22 protein-coding genes are annotated in these 22,323 nt (G+C 46.8%); 19 read left to right on the forward strand and 3 right to left on the reverse strand.

The features are described from left to right. Nucleotides 1-11 precede the first annotated feature (11 nt). The 17 genes from infB (at nt 12) to ACH33_RS07555 (ending at nt 18,258) form a co-directional block, all read left to right on the forward strand. Entirely contained in the window at nt 12-2,252 is a 2,241-nt protein-coding gene (gene infB, locus ACH33_RS07475; protein WP_057898444.1) for a translation initiation factor IF-2, read from the forward strand. Between the two features lie 39 nt (nt 2,253-2,291). Then, a complete protein-coding gene (rbfA, locus tag ACH33_RS07480; RefSeq protein ID WP_057898445.1) occupies nt 2,292-2,654 on the forward strand; it encodes a 30S ribosome-binding factor RbfA in 363 nt (120 codons plus the stop codon). Next, nucleotides 2,651-3,649, forward strand: coding sequence for a DHH family phosphoesterase (locus ACH33_RS07485; protein WP_057898446.1), 999 nt, complete (start codon nt 2,651-2,653; stop codon nt 3,647-3,649). The genes rbfA and ACH33_RS07485 overlap by 4 nt, the downstream gene beginning before the upstream one ends. Further along, nucleotides 3,646-4,581, forward strand: a complete 936-nt coding sequence (gene truB / locus ACH33_RS07490; RefSeq protein ID WP_057898447.1) for a tRNA pseudouridine(55) synthase TruB — start codon at nt 3,646-3,648, stop codon at nt 4,579-4,581. Before ACH33_RS07485 ends, truB begins: the two co-directional genes overlap by 4 nt. Then, the gene (locus ACH33_RS07495; RefSeq protein ID WP_057898448.1) at nt 4,582-5,526 is read left to right on the forward strand and encodes a bifunctional riboflavin kinase/FAD synthetase; all 945 of its coding nucleotides are present in this window, start codon (nt 4,582-4,584) and stop codon (nt 5,524-5,526) included. A gap of 129 nt (nt 5,527-5,655) precedes the next feature. Then, nucleotides 5,656-5,925 carry a 30S ribosomal protein S15 gene (rpsO, locus tag ACH33_RS07500; protein ID WP_057898449.1) on the forward strand — a complete coding sequence of 90 codons (270 nt, stop codon included), beginning with the start codon at nt 5,656-5,658 and terminating at the stop codon, nt 5,923-5,925. Between the two features lie 155 nt (nt 5,926-6,080). Further along, entirely contained in the window at nt 6,081-8,210 is a 2,130-nt protein-coding gene (gene pnp, locus ACH33_RS07505; RefSeq protein ID WP_057898450.1) for a polyribonucleotide nucleotidyltransferase, read from the forward strand. Between the two features lie 164 nt (nt 8,211-8,374). Further along, nucleotides 8,375-9,328, forward strand: coding sequence for a polysaccharide deacetylase family protein (locus ACH33_RS07510; RefSeq protein ID WP_057898451.1), 954 nt, complete (start codon nt 8,375-8,377; stop codon nt 9,326-9,328). 65 nt (nt 9,329-9,393) lie between these two features. After that, nucleotides 9,394-10,656 (forward strand): M16 family metallopeptidase, encoded by a 1,263-nt coding sequence (locus ACH33_RS07515; RefSeq protein WP_057898452.1) that lies wholly within the window; start codon nt 9,394-9,396, stop codon nt 10,654-10,656. Beyond that, on the forward strand, nt 10,643-11,104 hold the full coding sequence (dut, locus tag ACH33_RS07520; RefSeq protein WP_057898453.1) for a dUTP diphosphatase: 462 nt from the start codon (nt 10,643-10,645) through the stop codon (nt 11,102-11,104). Before ACH33_RS07515 ends, dut begins: the two co-directional genes overlap by 14 nt. Nucleotides 11,105-11,223: 119 nt before the next feature. Then, on the forward strand, nt 11,224-11,478 hold the full coding sequence (locus ACH33_RS07525; protein ID WP_057898454.1) for a YlmC/YmxH family sporulation protein: 255 nt from the start codon (nt 11,224-11,226) through the stop codon (nt 11,476-11,478). Between the two features lie 157 nt (nt 11,479-11,635). After that, complete coding sequence (gene dpsA, locus ACH33_RS07530) at nt 11,636-12,547, forward strand: dipicolinate synthase subunit DpsA (protein ID WP_057898455.1); 912 nt, start codon at nt 11,636-11,638, stop codon at nt 12,545-12,547. Next, nucleotides 12,531-13,130, forward strand: a complete 600-nt coding sequence (locus tag ACH33_RS07535) for a dipicolinate synthase subunit B (protein ID WP_057898456.1) — start codon at nt 12,531-12,533, stop codon at nt 13,128-13,130. Before dpsA ends, ACH33_RS07535 begins: the two co-directional genes overlap by 17 nt. A gap of 79 nt (nt 13,131-13,209) precedes the next feature. Beyond that, complete coding sequence (locus ACH33_RS07540; RefSeq protein ID WP_057898457.1) at nt 13,210-14,262, forward strand: aspartate-semialdehyde dehydrogenase; 1,053 nt, start codon at nt 13,210-13,212, stop codon at nt 14,260-14,262. A gap of 7 nt (nt 14,263-14,269) precedes the next feature. Then, the gene (gene dapG, locus ACH33_RS07545) at nt 14,270-15,496 is read left to right on the forward strand and encodes an aspartate kinase (RefSeq protein ID WP_057898458.1); all 1,227 of its coding nucleotides are present in this window, start codon (nt 14,270-14,272) and stop codon (nt 15,494-15,496) included. Nucleotides 15,497-15,507: 11 nt separating this feature from the next. Next, complete coding sequence (dapA, locus tag ACH33_RS07550) at nt 15,508-16,377, forward strand: 4-hydroxy-tetrahydrodipicolinate synthase (protein ID WP_057898459.1); 870 nt, start codon at nt 15,508-15,510, stop codon at nt 16,375-16,377. Between the two features lie 210 nt (nt 16,378-16,587). Further along, entirely contained in the window at nt 16,588-18,258 is a 1,671-nt protein-coding gene (locus ACH33_RS07555; RefSeq protein ID WP_217639368.1) for a ribonuclease J, read from the forward strand. Between the two features lie 108 nt (nt 18,259-18,366). Here ACH33_RS07555 and ACH33_RS07560 read toward each other — a convergent pair whose 3' ends face one another. The 3 genes from ACH33_RS07560 to ACH33_RS07570 form a co-directional block, all read right to left on the reverse strand. Then, a complete protein-coding gene (locus ACH33_RS07560) occupies nt 18,367-19,518 on the reverse strand; it encodes a site-specific integrase (RefSeq protein ID WP_057900290.1) in 1,152 nt (383 codons plus the stop codon). Nucleotides 19,519-19,902: 384 nt separating this feature from the next. Beyond that, nucleotides 19,903-20,646, reverse strand: a complete 744-nt coding sequence (locus tag ACH33_RS18645) for an ORF6N domain-containing protein (protein ID WP_162265007.1) — start codon at nt 20,644-20,646, stop codon at nt 19,903-19,905. An 8-nt stretch (nt 20,647-20,654) separates the two neighbouring features. Further along, nucleotides 20,655-20,882 carry a helix-turn-helix domain-containing protein gene (locus ACH33_RS07570; RefSeq protein WP_057898461.1) on the reverse strand — a complete coding sequence of 76 codons (228 nt, stop codon included), beginning with the start codon at nt 20,880-20,882 and terminating at the stop codon, nt 20,655-20,657. 161 nt (nt 20,883-21,043) lie between these two features. On the opposite strand from ACH33_RS07570, the gene ACH33_RS07575 reads away from it, so the two are divergent. After that, complete coding sequence (locus tag ACH33_RS07575) at nt 21,044-21,559, forward strand: helix-turn-helix domain-containing protein (RefSeq protein WP_057898462.1); 516 nt, start codon at nt 21,044-21,046, stop codon at nt 21,557-21,559. Nucleotides 21,560-21,818: 259 nt separating this feature from the next. Beyond that, nucleotides 21,819-22,046 carry a hypothetical protein gene (locus tag ACH33_RS07580; RefSeq protein ID WP_057898463.1) on the forward strand — a complete coding sequence of 76 codons (228 nt, stop codon included), beginning with the start codon at nt 21,819-21,821 and terminating at the stop codon, nt 22,044-22,046. Nucleotides 22,047-22,323 lie beyond the last annotated feature (277 nt).

Genomic DNA, 22,323 nt, shown 5'->3' on the forward strand with positions numbered 1-22,323 from the left:
GGGGTGGATACATGAGTAAGCTAAGAGTGTATGAGTATGCTAAGCAGCTTGACATTAGTAGCAAGCAGCTAATTAATTTGCTTCATAAACTTGACATATCGGTTAATAACCATATGAGCACGCTGGAAGACAGCATAGTGCAAAAGGTAAAACAACATTTAAAACAAGTTAAAGAACGCGCAGACAGTCAACAACAAAAGCGCGATACGGAAAAGAGTGGTAAGATGGAGAAAAATCAAGAACAGGCAAAACGGAATGTAAAAAATGAAGGTAAAGGAAACGGAAGTCAAGGAAACAAAGGAAATGGAAAAAGTAAGCAGGGTAACAAGCCGAAAGTGGGGGCAAAACCGCCGCGTGAAGATCGTCACCATTTGAGTCGCGGTAAAACAATGCAGAAGTCAAACGCCCGCCCGAAACGTTTCGACGATAACAAAAAATCGGCTGAATCGAATAAAGCGCTTAAACGTCCAAGTAAATCACAACAACCAAAGCCGGAGGTGAAGGTGGATAAAATCACTGTATCCGGTTCGATGACGGTAGCGGAGCTGGCCAAAAAAATTAAAAAATCACCTTCCGAAATTATTAAAAAATTGTTTGGACTTGGCGTAATGGCTACGATTAACCAAGAACTTGATCTGGATACCATCCATTTGATTGCCTCCGATTATGACATTGAAGTTGAGGAAAAAATCGAAGTGGACTATAGTGATTTTGAAAATATCGAAGAAGTGGATGATCCGGAAAGCTTAGAAGAACGTCCGCCGGTTGTTACGATTATGGGGCACGTTGACCATGGAAAAACGACGTTGCTTGATGCCATCCGCGAGACAAACGTAACATCGACGGAAGCCGGCGGTATTACGCAGCATATCGGTGCATACCAGGTTGTAAAACACGGCAAGAAAATTACATTCCTTGATACGCCAGGACACGCTGCGTTCACAACGATGCGCGCGCGCGGCGCACAGGTTACAGACATCGCCATTATTGTGGTGGCGGCCGATGACGGTGTTATGCCACAGACAGTAGAAGCCATTAGCCATGCGAAGGCGGCCAACGTGCCAATTATTGTGGCGGTAAATAAAATGGATAAACCGACCGCCAACCCTGACCGAGTAAAACAGGAATTGATGGAACATGGGCTTGTGCCGGAAGATTGGGGCGGTGACACAATTTTTGTGCACGTTTCGGCCCTTAAGCGCGAAGGATTGGACGACATTTTGGAAATGATTTTGCTTGTAGCGGAAGTGCAAGAGTTGAAAGCCAACCCGAATAAGCGCGCGCGCGGCACGGTTATCGAGGCCGAGCTTGATCGAGGAAAAGGTCCGGTAGCGACCGTTCTTGTGCAATCCGGTACGCTGAGAGTCGGAGATCCGATCGTTGTTGGTACGGCGTATGGACGCGTTCGTGCGATGATGAACGACAAAGGCCGCCGTATCAAAGAAGCTCCGCCGTCCACCCCAGTGGAGATTACCGGGTTGAATGACGTGCCGCAGGCTGGTGACCAGTTCATGGTATTCGAGGACGAAAAAATGGCGCGCCAAATTGGTGAACGCCGGGCAGCGACCCGCCGTGAAAAGGAACTGCGCGCCTCCGCACGCGTATCGCTTGACGATTTGTTCAATCAAATCAAAGAAGGCGATATGAAGGAAATTAACGTCATTATCAAAGCGGACGTGCAAGGTTCGGTAGAAGCGTTGCGCGGCTCGCTTGAAAGAATCGATATTGAGGGCGTGCGCGTAAAAATTATTCACACAGGCGTCGGGGCAATTACGGAATCTGACGTAATTTTGGCTTCTGCATCCAACGCGATTATCATCGGCTTCAACGTGCGTCCGGAACCGAACGCGCGTGCGACCGCGGAAGCGGAAAAAGTCGATATTCGTCTCCATCGCATCATTTACAAGGTCATCGAAGAAATCGAAGCGGCTATGAAAGGTATGCTTGAACCGGTATACGAAGAGAAGGTGATCGGTCAGGCCGAGGTGCGCCAGACATTTAAAGTATCCCGCGTCGGAACGATCGCAGGTTGCTATGTAACGGACGGCAAAATTCAGCGCGACGCCGGCATTCGTGTGATTCGTGATGGTATTGTGATTTATGAAGGAAAAATCGACACGCTCAAGCGTTTTAAAGACGATGCGCGCGAAGTGGCACAGGGTTACGAGTGCGGTGTGACGATTGAAAAATTCAATGACATCAAAGAAGGGGACATCCTCGAAGTGTTCGTCATGGAGGAAGTCGCCCAATAACCTTGGCTGCGCAAGCACAGATAGAACGAGGTGAATATGATGGGCAACATTCGTACGAATCGTGTAGGCGAACAAATTAAAAAAGAATTAAGCCAAATTTTACAACAGGAAATAAAAGATCCGCGCATCGGATTCGTTACTATAACCGGCGTGGAAGTATCTGGCGACTTATCGATTGCCAAAGTGTTTATCAGTGTGCTCGGCGGAGATGAACAGAAGGTAGATACGATGCGAGCTCTTGAAAAAGCGAAAGGATTTATGCGCTCTGAAATTGGGCGCCGCATTACTCTCCGGCATACGCCCGATTTGGTGTTCAAGTTCGATGAATCCGTTGAGTACGGCAGTCGAATTGAGTCGCTGCTGAACCAAATTAATCAGGGAAAAGGGGAAGACAGACAATGAGTTCCTATCAGGCATCCCTGGAAGCGGCTGTACGTTTTATTCATCGGCATCAGCATTTTCTCGTTGTAAATCACGTAAATCCTGATGGGGATGCCACCGGCTCCCTGCTTGCGATGGGCTGGCTTTTGCGCCAGCTCGGCAAGCGGGTGACGCTTGTGAATGAAGGAGAAACTCCTGCCAAATTTAGTTTTTTGCCTGGGGCGGATGCGATTGTGAACATGTCCACCCGGACAGAGCACGATACATACGATGCCGTTATTACATGCGATTGTGCTGATTTCGCCCGCATCGGGGAAGTGGCGGCATGGTTCGCTCCGAAATGCGAATTGCTTAACATTGACCACCATCCCACAAATGATTTATTTGGAGATGTAAATCTGGTGCGTATAGACGCGGCCGCAACGGCGGAGGTCATCTTTGATCTGGTGAAATTTATGGAGCTTACCATTAACGCTGAATTGGCAACTTGCCTGTATACCGGTCTGTTGACGGACACCGGCGGGTTTCGCTATTCCAATACGACGCCGCGCGTGATGGAAGCTGCGTCCGAATTATTGAAGCACGGGGTAGAACCTGCGCGCATCGCAGAGCAGGTGCTTGAGACCATTACAAAGGCGCATGTCGAGCTATTGCGTCGTGCTTTGCAAACGCTGGAACTAATGGACGGCGACCGCGCCGCTTACCTAACCGTTACGCTCGCTGATATGGCGAAGACAGGCGCGGGCAATGATGATACGGAAGGGCTTGTTACTTATGCTCGTAACATCGAAGGTGTGGAAGTAGGCGTACTGTATAAAGAAGTTGCGGGCGGCAAAGTGAAAGTCAGCTTTCGTTCGCGCAGTGAAGTCGATGTCGCGGCGATCGCCAAATCACTGGGCGGTGGCGGGCACATTCGTGCTGCCGGCTGCACGGTGGAAGGGACACTTGCGGAGGTTAAAGCAGTCGTTTCACAAAAAGTAAGCGCGGTGTTGCGAAAATGTGGTGAGCGGGCATGAGCATACTTTCAGGCATCCTTCCTTTATACAAGCCAGCTGGAATGACGTCGCACGACTGCGTAATGAAAGTGCGGAGAATTACGCGCATGAAAAGAGTGGGCCACACCGGTACGCTGGATCCAGGTGTCACCGGAGTGCTTCCCATTTGCATCGGCCCGGCGACCAAAGTTGCAGATTATCTGCATGAGGTGCCGAAAGTGTATCGGGCGACGATGAAGATAGGAACGGCGACCGATACGCAGGACGCTAGCGGAGTGGTCGTTGAGCGTAAAAGCGTCGAGCCACCGTTAACCGAAGCGCAAGTTCGCGCCGTACTCGCCCGCTTTATTGGCGAATTCGAACAGGTGCCACCAATGTATTCAGCGGTAAAAGTGGGCGGCAAGCGATTGCATGAATGGGCGCGGCAGGGCAAAACGGTAGAAAGGAAACCGCGCCGCGTCACCGTTTATGAGATGACAATCGAAAACATGGCGCTTGAGCGCGAACAACCTGAGGTTACGTTCACCGTGACATGCTCCAAAGGAACGTATATTCGAACGCTGTGCGTCGATATTGGTGCTGCGCTTGGGTTTCCGGCCCATATGACTCGTTTGCAGCGCATTAAAAGCGGGCCCTTTACTTTGGACGAGTGCGTAACGCTAGAACAAGTGGAACAGGCTCAGGCCGAGGGGAGGCTTGCGGAACTGCTGTATTCACTTGATCAAGGGCTGACGCAGTATCCGGCAGTGACAGTCCCCGCAGGCCGTGTCAAGGCGATCCTCAACGGACTAAATCAGCGTCACTTGAAGGGCGGTAACTGGCAAATCGGGGACAGGCTTCGCTTATACAGCCCGGATGGAGCTTTTCTTGCGCTACACGAAGTGATAGATATAGATAGAGAAAAAGGTGTCGAATCCAAACCTGTCAGAGTGTTTCCGGAGGGGGAGGCATAAATGGAAATTCAACGTTTGCATTATCCGCTGCCGCCTGATTTTCAGGGCGAGGTGTGCGTACTGGCTATGGGGTACTTCGACGGTGTGCATGTTGGACATCGCCGCGTTATTCAAAAAGCGATTGATATAGCGAAATCGCTCGGCGTAAAGTCGGCGGTTATGACATTTGATCCACACCCGCGCGAAGTGCTTGGTCAAAGCGGGTATACCCAGTACTTAACGCCTATCGATGAAAAGCTTGAACAGATGAAGAAAATGGGGGTAGATATTGCTTACGTTGTTTATTTCGACATTTCGTTCGCCGCCATTTATCCGGAGGACTTCATTGACGAGTTTTTGGTGCAGCTTTGTCCTAAACATGTAGTGGTCGGATTTGATTATACGTTCGGACATAGGGGGAAAGGTACGGCCATTACGCTCAAAGAACACGCGAACGGCCGCTACGGCGTTGAGGTGATTGCACCGGTAAACCGGTTCGGCGAAAAAATTAGCAGCACGTTGATTCGTGAATATTTGTACAGTGGAAAAATTGTTGAAGCGACACAATTCCTTGGTCGTCCATACCGGGTGCGCGGCACTGTTGTGCACGGGGAAAAACGTGGGCGAACCATCGGATTTCCGACAGCCAATATCCAGCTGTCTGCTCCATACATCGTTCCGCGGAACGGTGTGTACGGTGTGCGTGTCGAACTGGAAGATAAAACGTATTATGGTGTCATGAACGTGGGAATTAAGCCCACGTTTGAAAACGAGCGGAAAGAAAAGTCGCTGGAAGTGCATCTGTTTGATTTTGCGGGTGATATCTACGGCAAAGCGATAGAAGTAGAGTTTTGGTTTTTTATTCGCGAAGAACAGAAGTTTTCCAGTGTCGACGCGCTGGTTGTGCAGATTCACGAAGATGTCGAAACGGTGAAAAAACAGTTTGCGAAATATTCAATTGTGTAGGGACAGGGGTTTACTCTATCTTGTGCGTATGATATAATATGTTTCGTTAAGTTAATAACCATGGCTTGGAAGATCGACTCACCGACGGTTTTCTAGGGCATTGGGGATTTTTATGAGGAGGTGAACAGGATGGCACTGACGCAAGAACGGAAGCAACAGCTGATTCAGGAATTCCGTACTCATGAATCTGATACAGGATCTCCAGAAGTACAAATCGCTATCCTTACTGAGAAAATTAACTACCTGAACGAGCATTTGCGCGTGCACAAGAAAGACCACCATTCTCGTCGTGGTCTTCTGAAGATGGTAGGTCAACGCCGCAACTTGCTTGCTTATCTGAAAGATAAGGACATTGCTCGTTACCGTGAGTTAATTGACAAATTAGGCTTGCGCCGATAAGCAAAAGCGGGGTTTCCCCGCTTTTTTCATGCCTGAAAATTTTGGATATGTTTGGATACATTTTTTCCTTATTATTTCTATTCAGTGCAGGAGATACTAAAAAAATGACGAAATGATACTTTTTGTTGAGCAAGAGAGGAGGCATTTATAGGTTTATGGATATGGATGTGAAAATATACGAGTTTGACCTTGCGGGACGAAAAATGTCGATCGAATACGGCAAACTCGCTAAGCAGGCCAACGCAGCGGTGCTCGTCCGCTATGGCGATTCTGCGGTACTGAGTACGGTAACGGCATCCAAAAAGCCGTCTCAACTCGATTTTTTCCCGCTTACAGTAAACTATGAAGAGCGGTTATATGCCGTTGGAAAAATCCCGGGCGGTTTCATTAAGCGTGAGGGACGTCCAAGCGAAAAAGCAACGTTGGCGAGCCGTCTGATTGACCGTCCGATCCGTCCGCTATTCCCGGAAGGTTTTCGCAATGAAGTGCAGGTTGTCAATACGGTGCTATCCGTAGATCAGGATTGCTCAACAGAAATTGCCGCCATGATTGGAACGTCCGCCGCGCTTTCCATTTCTGACATTCCGTTTCATGGACCGATCGGCGGCGTTATTGTAGGCCGTGTAAATGGCGAGTTCTTCATCAATCCGACCGTCGAACAGATGGAAAAAAGCGATTTACACCTAACTGTAGCCGGTACGTATGACGCAATCAACATGGTGGAAGCAGGCGCTAACGAAGTGCCGGAAGAAACGATGTTAGAAGCGATCATGTATGGCCATGAAGAAATTCGCAAAATCGTAAAAGAAATTGAGAAAATGGTTGCCGAAGTCGGTAAAGAAAAAATGGAAGTGGAACTGCATTCCATCGATCCGGAGATGGAGGCAGCCGTTAAAGAATATGCGGAAGCCCGACTGCTTGAAGCGGTACGGATTGAGGAAAAGCAGGCGCGCTACGACGCGATTGAGGCGATTAATGAAGAAACGCTCACGCATTTCGCGGAAATCTATCCGGAACAGGAAGCGATGTTGCTAGAAATTTTGCATGACATTGTGAAAAAAGAAGTGCGCCGTCTTATTACGCATGAAAAAGTTCGTCCAGATGGTCGTGCGCTGGATGAAATCCGGCCGATTTCCTGCGAGGTCGACCTGTTGCCGCGCACGCACGGTTCCGGTCTGTTCACGCGCGGACAAACCCAGGTGCTTAGCGTATGTACGCTTGGGGCGCTTGGTGATGTGCAAATTCTCGATGGCCTCGGCCTTGAAGAATCGAAGCGGTTTATGCACCACTATAATTTCCCACCTTATAGCGTAGGAGAAGCCCGTCCATTGCGCGCGCCGGGACGCCGTGAAATCGGGCATGGTGCGTTGGGTGAACGCGCGCTGGAGCCGGTTATTCCAAGCGAAGATGTGTTCCCTTATACGATTCGCCTTGTGTCCGAAGTGCTTGAATCGAACGGTTCTACTTCCCAGGCAAGTATTTGTGCAAGCACACTGGCGTTGATGCAGGCCGGGGTGCCGATTAAAGCTCCGGTAGCCGGTATCGCGATGGGGCTTGTAAAAGATGGCGAGCATATCAGCGTTTTGACGGATATCCAAGGGATGGAAGATCATCTGGGCGATATGGACTTCAAAGTGGCAGGCACACGTAAAGGTGTTACCGCGCTACAGATGGACATTAAGATTGAAGGAATTAACCGTCAAATTCTCGAGCAGGCGCTCAAGCAGGCACGCGAAGGCCGGTTGTTTATTCTCGACAAAATGGAAGAGGCGATCAAGGAGCCGCGCAAAGGGCTGTCACCGTATGCGCCCAAAATTACGACTCTGCGTATCAATCCGGACAAAATCCGTGATGTTATCGGGCCAAGCGGCCGTGTCATCAACAAGATTATCGAAGAAACTGGCGTGAAAATCGACATTGAACAGGATGGCCGCGTTTATATTGCTTCCGTGGATTCGGAAATGAACGAAAAGGCGAAGCGCATCATCGAAGATATTGTGCGTGAAGTTGAAGTCGGACAAGTATATAATGGCACCGTGAAGCGCATCGAGAAATTCGGCGCGTTTGTGGAGCTATTCTCCGGCAAAGAGGGGCTTGTTCACATTTCCCAGCTTGCGGAAGAGCGCGTAGGCAAAGTAGAAGATGTCGTAGCCATTGGGGATAAACTAATGGTAAAAGTTACGGAGATCGATAATCAAGGCCGTATTAATCTTTCGCATAAAGCGGTATTAAAAGAACAAAAGCAAAAAGAACGAGCGGCCGCTCAGGTTAACAATAAACAGTAAGCCAGAAAATAGCGACGTGTGACTCTGAGTCAGTCGCTATTTAATTTTTTATATTCTATCAAATAGGACAGAAAAAAGCATATTTGTTGCTAGCTATAGTCATTTTTCTGCTTTGTCCGCATACGATGGTACAAACCTATTGGTGTGCGGGAGTGGTGGATATCATGAAAAGATTGCTTGCGGTGCTTTGTTTTACTTTTCTTTTATATAGTGTTATGACTTCGGAACCCGTAAATTCCTATATTGCATCACGCAAAAAGGATCAGGAGACGCTTCAGACCCAAATGGTGCAATGGGAGGCAAAGATAAAGGAGCTTGCGAGAACGAAAAATGTCCCTCCGGTGGACGCGCGCATTGATCCGATTTGGAAAGGGATTCCCGGCTATAACGGATTGGTTATTGACGAAGAAGCGAGCATAAAGCGGATGCTTCATGCTGGCAAATGGGACGAGTCACTTATTGTTTACCGCGAAGTTGAGCCGTCCGTCCAGATTGACCAACTGTCTCCGGCTCCTATCTATCGTGGAAATCCGGCCAAGCCAATGGTTTCAATTATGATTAACGTTGCTTGGGGGAATGAATACTTGGATTCTATTTTAAAGACGCTTGAGAAAGAAAATGTAAAAGCAACGTTTTTCTTGGACGGCAGTTGGACGAAAAAATATCCGGACGAAGCGAAAAAAATTGTCCAATCAGGCCATGAAATTGGCAGTCATGCGTATTCGCATCCGAATATGAGCAAGCTTTCTTTAACAAGGATCGAACAGGAAATCACAAAAACAAACGCGGTAATTACAGAAGCGACAGGGATTACACCGACGTTATTCGCACCTCCTTCTGGAGATTTTGACCAACGGGTCGTTAATATGGCCGCGCGTTATCATTTGAAGACAATTCTTTGGACGGCGGATACAGTGGATTGGCGTAAACCATCTCCAGAAATATGGTTCCGTACAGTTGTCCCAAAAATCAATAATGGCGCTCTCATTCTGATGCATCCAACGTCTCCGACCGCCGAAGCACTTCCACGGCTCATTCAGTATATAAAAGAAAAGAAATTGGCGCTCGGCACGGTAAGCGAAACCCTATCTACCAGGCGCGTTCCCCCTATTGAGTGAAAAACATAAGTTTGCTATAGTAAGAAAATATGTGACATTCTTGTCATCTGGAGGAGGAAGGCGTAGTGATAGAAAAATACACGCTAGAAAACGGCGTGCGCGTCATTATCGAAAAAATTCCAACGGTTCGCTCTGTAGCCCTTGGTGTTTGGATCGGAACAGGGTCGAAATTTGAAAGCATAGAATGGAACGGAATTTCTCATTTTATTGAACATATGCTTTTCAAAGGCACAGCAACGCGGTCGGCCAAACAAATCGCCGAAGCATTTGACCAAATTGGCGGACACGTGAATGCCTTTACTTCCAAAGAGTATACATGCTATTATGCGCGGGTGCTTGATGAGCATGCGGCGGTCGCGCTTGATATTTTGGCCGATATGTATTTTAATTCGGTATTTGATGAGCAGGAATTACAAAAGGAAAAAAATGTGGTAATTGAAGAAATCCGCATGTATGATGATACACCTGACGATTTAGTACACGATATCGTGGCTAAGGCGTGTTATGAGACCCACCCGCTCGGTTACAGTATTCTTGGCACGGAGGAAGTGCTGAATCGTCTTACTCGCAATGATATCCACCGTTACATAGAGGCGCGTTATACGCCGGAGCAAACAGTGATTGCGGTAGCAGGCAATGTATCGGATAAGCTGCTTAGCGAAATTTCTCGCTATTTCTCCGGATACAAGCGCGTTACTAAAGAACTAACACCGGATGTAAAACCGGATTTTACAGCTGGCGCGATTTGCAAGCAGAAAGATACGGAACAAGCGCATCTTTGTCTTTCATTTCCCGGATATGAGGTGGGACACAAGGACATTTATTCGTTAATTTTGATGAATAACGTGCTCGGCGGTAGTATGAGTTCGCGTCTGTTCCAGGAAGTACGTGAAGAACGCGGGTTGGCCTACTCCGTATATTCTTACCATTCCGCATTTAAAAATGCAGGTACATTTACGCTGTATACCGGAACGGCGACCAAGCAGCTTGAAGAAGTATATAACGTAATGATACATACGGTCGCCGAATTGCGTGACAAGGGGATTACGGCCGAAGAACTGAAGAAAGGGAAAGAGCAGTTGAAAGGCAGCTTGATGCTGAGCTTGGAGAGCACCAACAGCCGCATGAGTCGTCTCGGCAAAAATGAGCTTTTACTTAAGCGTCATATAGAGCTGGACGAAATGATTCAGCGTGTGGAAAATGTTACACTAGAGAATGTGAAAAAAGTAGCGGAAGATATCTTTTCACAGCCGATGGCAATGGCGCTTGTTAGTCCGCTTGAAGCAATTCCAGATTATATGAGGAGCGATATCTTTGTACGATGCTAATGTAGATGTAACGGTAAAGATCACGGTTTTTCCTGGTAACGAAGACATTGGTTTGCCTGAGAAAATGACGGAGCTTGCGAGCGGCTTTGACCTTAAAGCCGCGGTAGACGCTCCCGTAACGCTTCAGCCCGGTGAGCGCGCGCTGATTCCGACCGGTTTTGCGATGGCGATGCCAGCGAACTTGGAAGCACAGGTGCGTCCGCGCAGCGGATTGGCATACAAAAAAGGAATTACCACACTGAATTCGCCCGGTACCATTGATGCGGATTACCGGGGAGAGGTCGGCGTTATTTTAATTAACCACGGATCGGAGCCGTTTGTGATTGAGCGGGGAGACCGCATCGCCCAGCTTGTATTTCAGTGGGTGCCGCGCGTGCATCTGAAGCAAGTGGACAGGCTTGAAGAAACAGAGCGCGGTAGCGGAGGCTTTGGACATACAGGAGTGTAAAGAAAGAGGGAGATGTTTTTCTTCCTCTTTTTTTAATTGTGGAAAAGACGAATGTCCTCCCCTTGTTTTATCTATTTATATTGTATAAAAGCAAATTCAGCATGCGGGGAGGCGGTTCAATGCGGTACAGCGAACTTGGCGGAAAAGAAATTATTGATTTGGATAATGGTGAGCGAATGGGGGTAGTGGGGCAATCCGATCTGGTTATTGATCCAGATACGGGCAAAATCGAGTCCATTATTATTCCGGCAAGCGGTTTACTTGGATTTGGCAAGAAAAAAGAAGAGATGATGATTCCGTGGAAAGCCATCCGTAAAATCGGAAGCGAAATGATTATTATCGAAATGAAGCCGGGAACGTTGATAAAAGAATAGTGGAAAGGATGGGTGGGCATTTGTCACCACACCGGGCACCTACGAATACGATGAGGGTAGAAATGCAACGAATTTCGGGAAACCATGGCTGCGGCGGTCGTTTTGTGCTTTATCTTGGCGCAGGTTTGCAGTAAAATGGTTTGAAAGGGGTTATCTTATGCTGACAGGAATTCATGCTGCCTTCATCGGGGGCGATGCCCGCCAGCTTGAAGTCATCAAGAAATTTATCGAATTGGATGCCGCGGTAACCCTCATCGGCTTTGATAATTGGGAGAGCAACTTCACTGGAGCGGTGAAGCGTCCGCTTTCTGCTGATGTCTTGCGCGATGTGGATGCTTTGATTCTACCGATTGTAGGGTCGGACGATAAGGGGTATGTTGAAAGTATTTTTTGTTCTAAACCCCTGCAATTAACGGAAGAGCTTTTGACGGTGCTTCCTTCCCGCTGCTGCATTTATACGGGGATGGCCCGCAGCTTTCTGAGAAACATGGCTGCGCTTCACAATCTCAGTTTGCAGGAATTTCTGAACCGTGATGATGTGGCGATTTATAATTCCATTCCCACAGTGGAAGGCGCGCTTATGATGGCAATCCAAAATACTGATTTTACTATTCATAACTCTATCAGTCTGGTTCTCGGATTGGGCCGGGTTGGTTTATCCATGGCGCGCGTTTTGCACGCGCTTGGTGCTCACGTGCGCGTGGGTGCCCGCAAGTCGGCAGATTTGGCCCGTATCTTCGAGATGGGATTGACCCCATTCCATATCGATGAACTAAGCCAACATGTTGATGACGCGGACTTGATTTTTAATACGATCCCCCACCTTGTCATTACAGCAAAGGTGATTGCCAATATGCAACACCACGCTTTAATTATTGATTTGGCCTCCAAACCGGGCGGCACCGATTTCCGGTATGCGGAGAAGAGGGGGATTAAAGCGATCCTTGCTCCTGGTTTACCTGGAATCGTTGCTCCGAAAACAGCGGGACAGATTACTGCCAATATACTGTCACGTCTCGTTTTTGAACAAATGGTAAACGGGAGGAATCAAAATGGATCTCAAGGGTAAAACGATCGGCTTCGGGCTGACAGGTTCGCATTGCACATTTGCAGAAGTAATGCCAGAGATTCAAAGGTTGGTAGATGCAGGCGCGAACATTATTCCTGTTATTAGCCATACGGTGGCTACGACGGATACCCGTTTTGGCAATTCTAGCGATTGGCAGGCGCAATTGCGCGCGATTACCGGAAATGAAATTATCTCGACGATTGTGGACGCGGAGCCGTTCGGACCGTCGAAAAAGTTGGACCTTATGATCATTGCCCCTTGCACGGGCACGTCCATCAGCAAACTTGCCAATGCAATGACGGACAGCGCAGTAATGATGGCGACAAAAGCAACGCTTCGCAACTTGCGGCCGGTCGTCATCGCGATATCGACGAACGACGGACTCGGTCTGAATGCGGCGAATATTGCAAAACTTGTTGCAACCAAGAATATTTACATGGTGCCGTACGGCCAGGATGCGCCGGACAAAAAGCCGAATTCTCTTGTCGCCCGCATGGAACTGCTTAAGGAGACGTGCGAAGCGGCGCTCGAAGGAAGACAGCTTCAACCGATGTTGGTGGAGAAATACCGCTATATGCAATAGTAATTTTTGCTATTTTCATCTATAAAAATATTATGTAGGCTGTGCAATATGTTCAGTAAAATGCGAAGGAGTGGGGAAGATGGAGAAAAAGAATGGATATCATGTTGCAGTTGTAGGTGCTACTGGCGCAGTAGGAGAACAGATGCTGAAGATGCTGGAGGAGAGGCAATTCCCACTTACGTCTTTGAAGGTACTGGCTTCCGCCCGTTCGGCTGGTAAGACAGTTAAGTTCAAAGGAGAAGATATCGTTATTGAGGAAGCGACTCCGGACGCATTTGAAGGCGTACAAATCGCCCTGTTTAGCGCAGGCGGCAGCGTAAGCAAGGCGCTCGCCCCGGAAGCGGCAAAGCGTGGCGCGATTTGCATCGACAATACAAGCGCGTTCCGCATGGACCCGAATGTGCCGCTTGTTGTACCGGAAGTAAACGCGGATGCGCTCAAGGAGCATCATGGTATTATCGCTAACCCGAATTGCTCAACAATTCAGATGGTGGTTGCTCTGGAGCCGTTGCGTCAACAATACGGAATTGAGCGTATTATTGTGTCTACTTATCAGGCGGTATCCGGTGCAGGGGCCAAGGCGATTCAGGAACTGTGCAACCAAACGGAAGCGATTATTCGCGGCGAAGAAGTGAAAAAAGAAGTATTGCCGGTCGGATCACTGCCGAAAAAGCATCAAATCGCCTTTAATGCCATTCCGCAAATTGATGTGTTCTTGGATAATGGCTTTACGAATGAAGAGATGAAAATGGTGCGCGAAACGAAGAAAATTTTTTCTGATGACTCGATCGCGGTCGCTGCGACATGCGTACGTATTCCGGTTATCAAAGGTCATTCGGAGTCCGTATATGTAGAGCTTAAAAACGATTATGACCTGGCGGAAGTACGCTCACTCCTTGCGAACGCGCCAGGCATTGTTGTTCAGGATAATCCCGAAGAACAGGTATATCCGATGGCGATCGATGCGGCTGATAAAGTCGAAACGTTCGTCGGTCGCCTGCGCCGCGATCTTGACAATCCGCGGGGCTTGCATATGTGGATTGTTTCCGATAACCTGTTAAAGGGTGCGGCATGGAACGCAGTGCAAATCGCCGAGGAACTTGTGAAACGGAACTTAATTAAGGAGCAATGAGAGCAGCATGAGAATAATTGTCCAGAAATTCGGGGGTTCGTCTTTGACGACCGCCGAAAAAAGAGAGCGTGCGATTTACCACATTCTTAAAGCGCTGGAAACAGGGTACAGAGTATGCGTCGTTGTATCTGCTATGGGGCGAAAAGGCGATCCGTACGCGACCGATACTTTACTTGATTTGATTAAAGAAAATGGGAACACTCTCGGTAAGCGGGAGCTTGATATGCTGATGGCGTGCGGCGAGGTCATTTCGGCCGCGACGATGGCCAGTATGCTAAACGCCAAGGGGCTTGATACGATTGTACTTACAGGCGGCCAGGCCGGCATTTTGACAAATGATGACTATACAAATGCCCAGATCTTAACGATTAATCCGCAGCGCATTCAGCGTGAACTGGAACAGGGCAAAGTGGTTATCGTAACCGGCTTTCAAGGCCGGACGACCGAATGGGATACAACAACGCTTGGTCGCGGTGGCAGCGATACGTCAGCTACAGCGCTGGGTGTCGCCTTGAAAGCGGAGATGGTCGATATTTTTACAGACGTGAACGGTATTATGACGGCGGACCCGCGGATTGTAGAGGAAGCTCGCTCGCTGTCTACCATTACGTACACGGAAATTTGCAACATGGCGTACCAAGGAGCAAAAGTGCTTCACCCGCGCGCGGTGGAAATCGCGATGCAGACAAATACGCCGATTCGTGTTCGTTCGACGTTTTCAGATGACGAGGGCACGCTTGTGACAAGTGTGGCGGAAGTCAATCGTTTGGCAGGTGAAATGAACGATCGGCTGATCACAGGTATTGCGCATGTACCTAACGTAACACAGATTAAAGTGATGGCCAGAGAGGGCGAATATGATCTGCAAATGCGGGTATTTAAAGCGATGGCTGAGAATGGGATTAGCGTCGACTTCATTAACGTCAATCCGCGTGGCGTCGCTTATACGGTACGCGATGAAGTAGTAGAGAAAGCGGTTGGTATTTTACAGGAGATGGGGTATGAACCACTTTTGACTCGCCATTGCGCGAAAGTATCTGTCATCGGTGCCGGAATGGCTGGCGTTCCCGGTGTTATGGCGCGCATCGTTGAAGCGCTGACGAAAGAAGACATCCAGATTCTGCAGTCTGCCGATTCCCATACCACGATCTGGGTGCTTGTCCGCGAAGTGGATATGGTGCGTGCGGTGCGTGCGTTGCACAAAGCGTTTGACCTTGATAAGGTACAATTTTGAGGAGGATAACTGTGATTGATTTAGGACGATTAGTAACGGCAATGGTCACCCCGTTCGATGCACAGTTGAATGTGGACAAAAAGAAAGCCGAAGAATTGGTTGAGCATTTAATTGCCAACGGTTCGACGGCCCTTGTGGTGGGGGGGACGACCGGTGAGTCACCGACGCTTACAGGTCAGGAAAAAGTCGATTTGTATCGCCATGTAGTGGAAATTGTAGGCGGACGAATTCCGGTGATTGCGGGCACAGGCAGCAACAATACAGCGGCTTCGATCGAGTTAACGCAAAAAGCGGTGGAGTGCGGCGTGGACGGTATTATGCTGGTTGTGCCGTATTACAACAAACCGTCTCAGGAAGGGCTTTATCAGCATTTTAAAACCATTGCACAAACGACAAAGCTTCCTGTTATGCTATACAACATTCCGGGTCGCTCCGTTATTAACATGAAAGCGGAGACGACGATTCGTCTCGCGAACGATGTGGAAAATATCATCGCGATTAAAGAAGCGAGCGATGATTTAAGCCAGATGGCTGAAATTATTGAACGCACAGCAGATGATTTTGTGCTGTACACAGGCGACGACAAAATGACGCTGCCATGCATGTCCATCGGTGGCAAAGGCGTGGTAAGCGTTGCGAGCCATGTCATCGGCAAGGAAATGGCTGAGATGATTGAAGCGTTTGTGGACGGCGATATTGTGAAAGCAAGTCAATTGCACCGACAGCTGCTTCCGATATTCGAAGGTCTGTTTATTGCAGCCAACCCGACTCCGGTAAAAGCGGCACTCGCTCTTAAAGGCATTGACGTCGGCGGGGTACGTCTACCACTCGTCGAACTTACCGAAGAAGAGAGAGACTATGTGAAAGGTCTATTTAAATAATAATGTAGAAAAAAGGAGCAGGAGAGTATGAAACGTCTTCCTGCTCTTTTTTTGTTTTACATATTTAGCATGCTAGGCGTACATAGTAACAGATGATAGCACTTGTTTTTTCTCTGACGCATCATGTATAATATTAACAAGTGACTGGTTCGGTTTTTTTATGAATATTTTGTTTGTTGAGCTGTAACTACAACTGAATATTTAGGAGGAATGAATTTGTCGAAACTTAACCAAAAAGCTTTGTCAATCTTCGCTTTGGGCGGCGTGGGCGAGATTGGCAAAAACATGTATGTAGTCCAGTACGCGGATGACATCGTGGTAATCGATGCTGGTCTTAAGTTCCCCGAAGAAGAAATGCTTGGTATCGATATCGTTATCCCGGACATTACGTACCTGCAGGAGAACAGGGAAAAGGTACGCGGCATTCTGATTACGCACGGGCACGAAGACCATATTGGGGCGCTCTCGTATGTGTTGCGTCATATTAATGTGCCGGTGTACGCCACGAAACTGACGCTCGGACTGATCGAAGTGAAGCTGAAAGAAGCGGGTCTTCTTGGAAGCGCTAAGCTGCATCTTATCGACAACAGATCGGAAGTTAAGCTTGGTTGCTTCACGGCAACGTTTTTCAAGACGAATCACAGCATTCCCGATTCCGTAGGTATTTGCCTCGATACACCGGAAGGCTACGTGGTACATACCGGAGATTTCAAATTCGATCATACGCCGGTTAATAACCAAGTGGCTGATCTGGCAAAAATGGCGCAAATCGGGGAACGAGGCGTCCTTGCTTTGTTGTCGGACAGCACGAATGCAGAACGCCCTGGCTTTACTGGTTCAGAGCGGGAAGTCGGTGAGGCGATTAAAGAGCAGTTCCACAAGTGTAAGGGTCGAATCGTTGTCGCTACGTTCGCTTCTAATATCCACCGCATTCAGCAGGTTATTGATGCAGCCGCATTATATGACCGGAAAGTAACGGTTATCGGACGCTCTATGGTGAACGTTGTAAATATTGCGATGGATCTCGGTTATTTGAGTGTTCCGGAGGGCATGTTGGTAGAGCCGGAAGAAATCAATAAACTCCCGGCGGAAAAGGTAGTTATTCTTTCCACGGGCAGTCAGGGAGAGCCGATGTCGGCGTTGACCCGCATGGCGCGTTCGGCGCACCGTAAAGCTGATATTTTGCCAGGGGATACTGTGCTGATTGCTGCGACGCCGATTCCGGGGAACGAGAAATACGTGGCGCGTACGGTTGATCAGTTGTACCGGATCGGGGCGGATGTGATATATGGCAATCATATTCATGTATCCGGACACGGCAGTGCGGAAGAATTGAAGCTGATGCTGAATTTAATGAAACCGAAGTATTTCATTCCTATTCACGGGGAATTTAGAATGCTGCGCCAACACGCCATTTTGGCCGAGCAATGCGGCGTTCGGCCAGAGAACATTTTCTTGCTTGACAACGGGGATACCGTTGAGATTAGCGGAGGCAAGGCCCGCTATGGTCCGAAAGTCCAAGCCGGTATCGTACTCATCGACGGACTTGGCGTCGGTGACGTTGGAAACATTGTTTTGCGTGACCGGAAGCTTTTATCGCAAGATGGTATTTTAGTTGTTGTAGTTACATTGAGCAAACAAAACGGAACGATTCTTTCGGGTCCGGACATTATTTCCCGCGGGTTTGTGTACGTCCGCGAATCGGAAGCTTTGCTTGAAGAAGCAAATCGAATTGTAAGCCAGACGCTGAACCGTTGTATGGAAGAAAATGTAAACGAATGGTCATCGCTGAAAACGAATGTACGCGACTCTCTTGGACGTTACTTGTATGAGCAGACGCGCCGCCGCCCGATGATTCTGCCGATCATTATGGAAGTGTAATTTAAAACTTGAATGTTGAGTCGTGAAACCCTTGATATTACTGGGGTTCACGACTTTTTTAATCTTAAAAATAAGGTGATTGACCACATTTTGACCACCTTTAGTGTGTTAAAGTGATTTTTTGGCCTTATTCTTCATTGCGATATCAAAGTTTTGTGCGAGATCTTTCTGCATTGTAGGTAGAACATGAGAATACGTATTTAGCGTAATGTTTACATCTGCATGTCCAAGACGTTCACTAACCACTTTTGGGTTTTCTCCTAGTTGTAGAAGGAGGGTAGCATGAGTATGTCGCAAATCATGAAAGCGAATTTGAGGGACACCTGCAAAATCACAAGCGAGTTTGAAATCATAATTAATATCGGTAGGGAGTATCATAGTACCCGTCCAGTTTGCTACAACTAAGTCATGATCCTTGTAGGCAGCACCCAGGCGTAATTTGACCTCGTTCTGTTTTACTTTATGAGCCTTCAGCGCTTGCAGAGCAAAATCTGGCACCACTATTGTTCGAATTGATCCTTTCGTTTTTGGTTCTTGAAAGGATAATTTTCCGTTTGTTTTTACTAGGGTTTGCTGAATTCGAATAAACCCATTCTCTAAATCGCAATCTTGCCAGCGCAGTCCTAAAATTTCTCCTTTACGCATACCACAGTAAATAGCTAATACATAGGCAATATAAAATTTGCTATTCCCCGTCTTTCGCTTTTTAATCATTGAGAGAAAATGATTTGCTTCTTCGAGTGACCACGTTGTTACCTGGCGTTTCTCGATGCGTGGTGGAGTAGCTGCAGATGCCGCATTCTCTTTAATTAATCCCCATTCAACTGCTTTACGCAGGGATTTGCTTATAACAGCATGCATATTACGGATGTAGCTCGCTGCAAGTCCTTCTTGCACCTTTTTAGAGTACATTTTTTGAAGATGGCGCGGCTTTAAGTCCTTGAGCTTTACTTTTCCGATTTCGGGAATAATATGTTTCTTTGCTATAAAGAGATGGAAGTCATACGTTGAGGGACGTACCGAATGTCGTGCGGTGTTCTCCATGTATTCCAGTAAGTATTCCCCGTACGTTTCTTTCGATTCGTCGATGTAGTCACCATTTTCAATTTGTGCAATAAGTTCGGCGCACGCCTTTTCAGCTTCTTTTTTTGTCTTAAACCCTGATACAGTTTTTTGTTTCCGTTTTCCGGTCTTCGGGTCACGCCCAATATCCACGGAAAATGACCACTTGCTTCCTCTCTTACGAAAGTATCCTTTCACAATCATTCACCTTCCTTTTTCGTTATCATACAAGATCCGTAAGATGAATAATGGGGAAAAAGAGCGTTGTCTCTTTCTACATGTAAGATGTGACACAACAGCCAAGTTTCATGAGTAAACATCTGAAGTGGTCACACTGGAAATGGGATATGAGACAGGGAGTAATAAAAAGGTGGGGGCGTAATGACCTCCCCTTTTCTGATTAGGGTACCATGGTTATGATAACCATGGAGAGAACCAACCCTAATTCTTCATTGAAATCTTATATCGTATGCCTTAATGTTTGTAACAACGGAATCACAGACTCGTTCCACCTGATTTGATACCCACTGTGGCCGTTGCGTGTGTATGGGAACTCTTCACCAAACTGTTTGCCTTTGCTTGTTAATCGCCATTGTTTTGTTTTTTCACGTTCCCTGATTTCTGAGATATGTACTCTAATTCTTCTTGTATTTGTAGTCCCAAGTCACAGAGTTTCTTATTAACATTTCGAGCTGTCATACCATTAAGTTTGACACCAATTTGTGATGCTGTTAAGAAGCCTGTATTATATTCAGCAGCAGGAAGAAGGTTTTTATATTCTTCTAGTGTTTTTCCTGTTCTCTTCTCAGTTCGGTCAATTGCAACAGATAAAGCAATTCCTTTTTGTACCCCGGAAAATCTGGCAATAATTTCAACGACACTAAATTCTTCTTTAATAACTTCAACTAAATCAGCAGTAGGCTTATTCATTTCTTTTTGAGCCTGTTCTTTTAACTCGAAATACTCGTCCAGCAAGATGTCATACATTTCCCATGACTTATCATCATCAAAGATTTTGATGAGTTTTGCATATCCTCTTTCTGAAAGGAGGTAGATATTGTCTGCTTTTGAAACTTCCATTTTACTTAGAACATTGTTATCCCTAAAAAGGATTACAATTTCTGGATATTTTTGGGCGTCGATGATATCTACGGCATCAATAAATCGGTTACGATTCCGATTTATAAGTTCGTTTACTTTGAAGAGTTTCTTTTCATGTAGCTCTGCGATATGTTTAACCAGCATAGCTTTTTTATCTTGGCCGAATCCCCCAATAATGTTAGAAACATCAATCCCGCAAATTTGAGACATTCCATTCAACTGCAAGGCCGCCTTTATCGTTTATCCAACTCCTTCTCCGTTTTCTTATATACCAGCAGCTCCCCAACGCCAACCCCGAACATCTCACACAGGGCATCCATCGTATCGAACTGAATCCCTTTTCCCCTGCTGTAGTAGACCGTAGTCAGCGTTGTCCTGGACAAGCCTGTCTGTCTTACAACCTCAGCTAACGTTCTCACTCCATGCTTCGCCATCAGGATTGGTAAGTTCGGTTGAATCACTTGAACACCTCAATAAACAAAAATATCGTTATAATAAACAATAATCTGTTTATTTTTCGATTTATATTGTACATAGTGATAAAAAATTGGTCAATGACAAAATGAACAATATATTATTTATTATGAAGTGTATATGGTATTTTAAATATGAGATGTTGTGTATGATAAAGTGTAATTTAGCTGTTTTAATGGCGGAGAGAGGATTAAAAATCGCCGATATTGCCAGTGGAACGGGGATGTCACGGACGACAATCAGCTCCCTGATGAACCACAATGCGAAGGAAATTCAGTACGATACGTTTAATACACTGTGTGAATTCCTCAAAGTGTCACCAGGGGAACTGTTCATTTATGAGCCATTCAAATTTAGCTTCGAAGTGAAAGAAGTAGAGGAGAGGGAAAACGATTTTCTGTTTAAGCTGGAGGCGGATATTACGTACAAGAAGCAGGTGTTACAGGAAGTACTGCCGGCCAGTGTAATCCTGGACGTGGATGAAAAGGACGAGCTTTGTTATGTTGGGATTGAAGTAAACTATTCCGAGGAAATGACGCAGCTGATCGCCCCGATTCCTCGCATGTTCCATAAGGATATGGAGGAGGAAATTAAAGAGGCGATTATGGAGAAGCTGGCACAGACATACTCTTTTGCAGAGGATATCGTAGTTACATTAAAGTAGCAGGGGAAAAAATTTTTTAGAAAAAGTGGCTCAAAATAACTCCCTCAAACGTTTCTACTATCAGAGAAACGTGAAAGGGTGGTAAGGATGATTCCTGAACTTGATAGTGTCACGGTTATTTGACACCCTCTATTAGATTGGGTAACATATAAGTAGAAAATGTTGGATTATACAGCTTATTTGTTTTTTCACTTGCATATACTGTTATTATCATTATGATAAAGGTGGTATGCAGGTGAAACGAAGGAGGAATTATAGAGTGACAAGAGCAGTATTAAAAGCAAAAAGCAGTGCTTCTACTCTTGGTAATCGCACTACTCGCATTCGCTCTGAAAAACGCATAGAAATGTTAAATCAAAAACTTTCCTCCAGTATTGATGTGGACAAACTGTTTGCTGATGTTGAACCACTAGTAATCAGTGAAAACGGTGTGGTTATGAATTTTGATCCCAACAATCCTCAACATAGGAAATGGTTGGATGATTAATGAATCCAGGGGAAATATACGACTTATTTTTCCCTTTTAAGCCACCAATCAAGCCGGGACAGGGAGCAGGTAAAATCCGCCCGGCTCTTATTGTGGCTGTTTCTTCAACTGGAACTGCTCTTGCAGTTTCTCTTAAAATAACGAAATCAGGCCCCACGCTCCATTTTCCACATCGTGTTCCAATCTTTTTTTGGAGAGATGCAAATTTAGATACTCCCTCTTATGTTGAACTTGATTCTGAGCTGCTTATTCGAATACCGTCCAGATTGGCACCTAG

The organism is Aneurinibacillus sp. XH2, from assembly GCF_001439585.2.
Classification (GTDB): domain Bacteria; phylum Bacillota; class Bacilli; order Aneurinibacillales; family Aneurinibacillaceae; genus Aneurinibacillus; species Aneurinibacillus thermoaerophilus.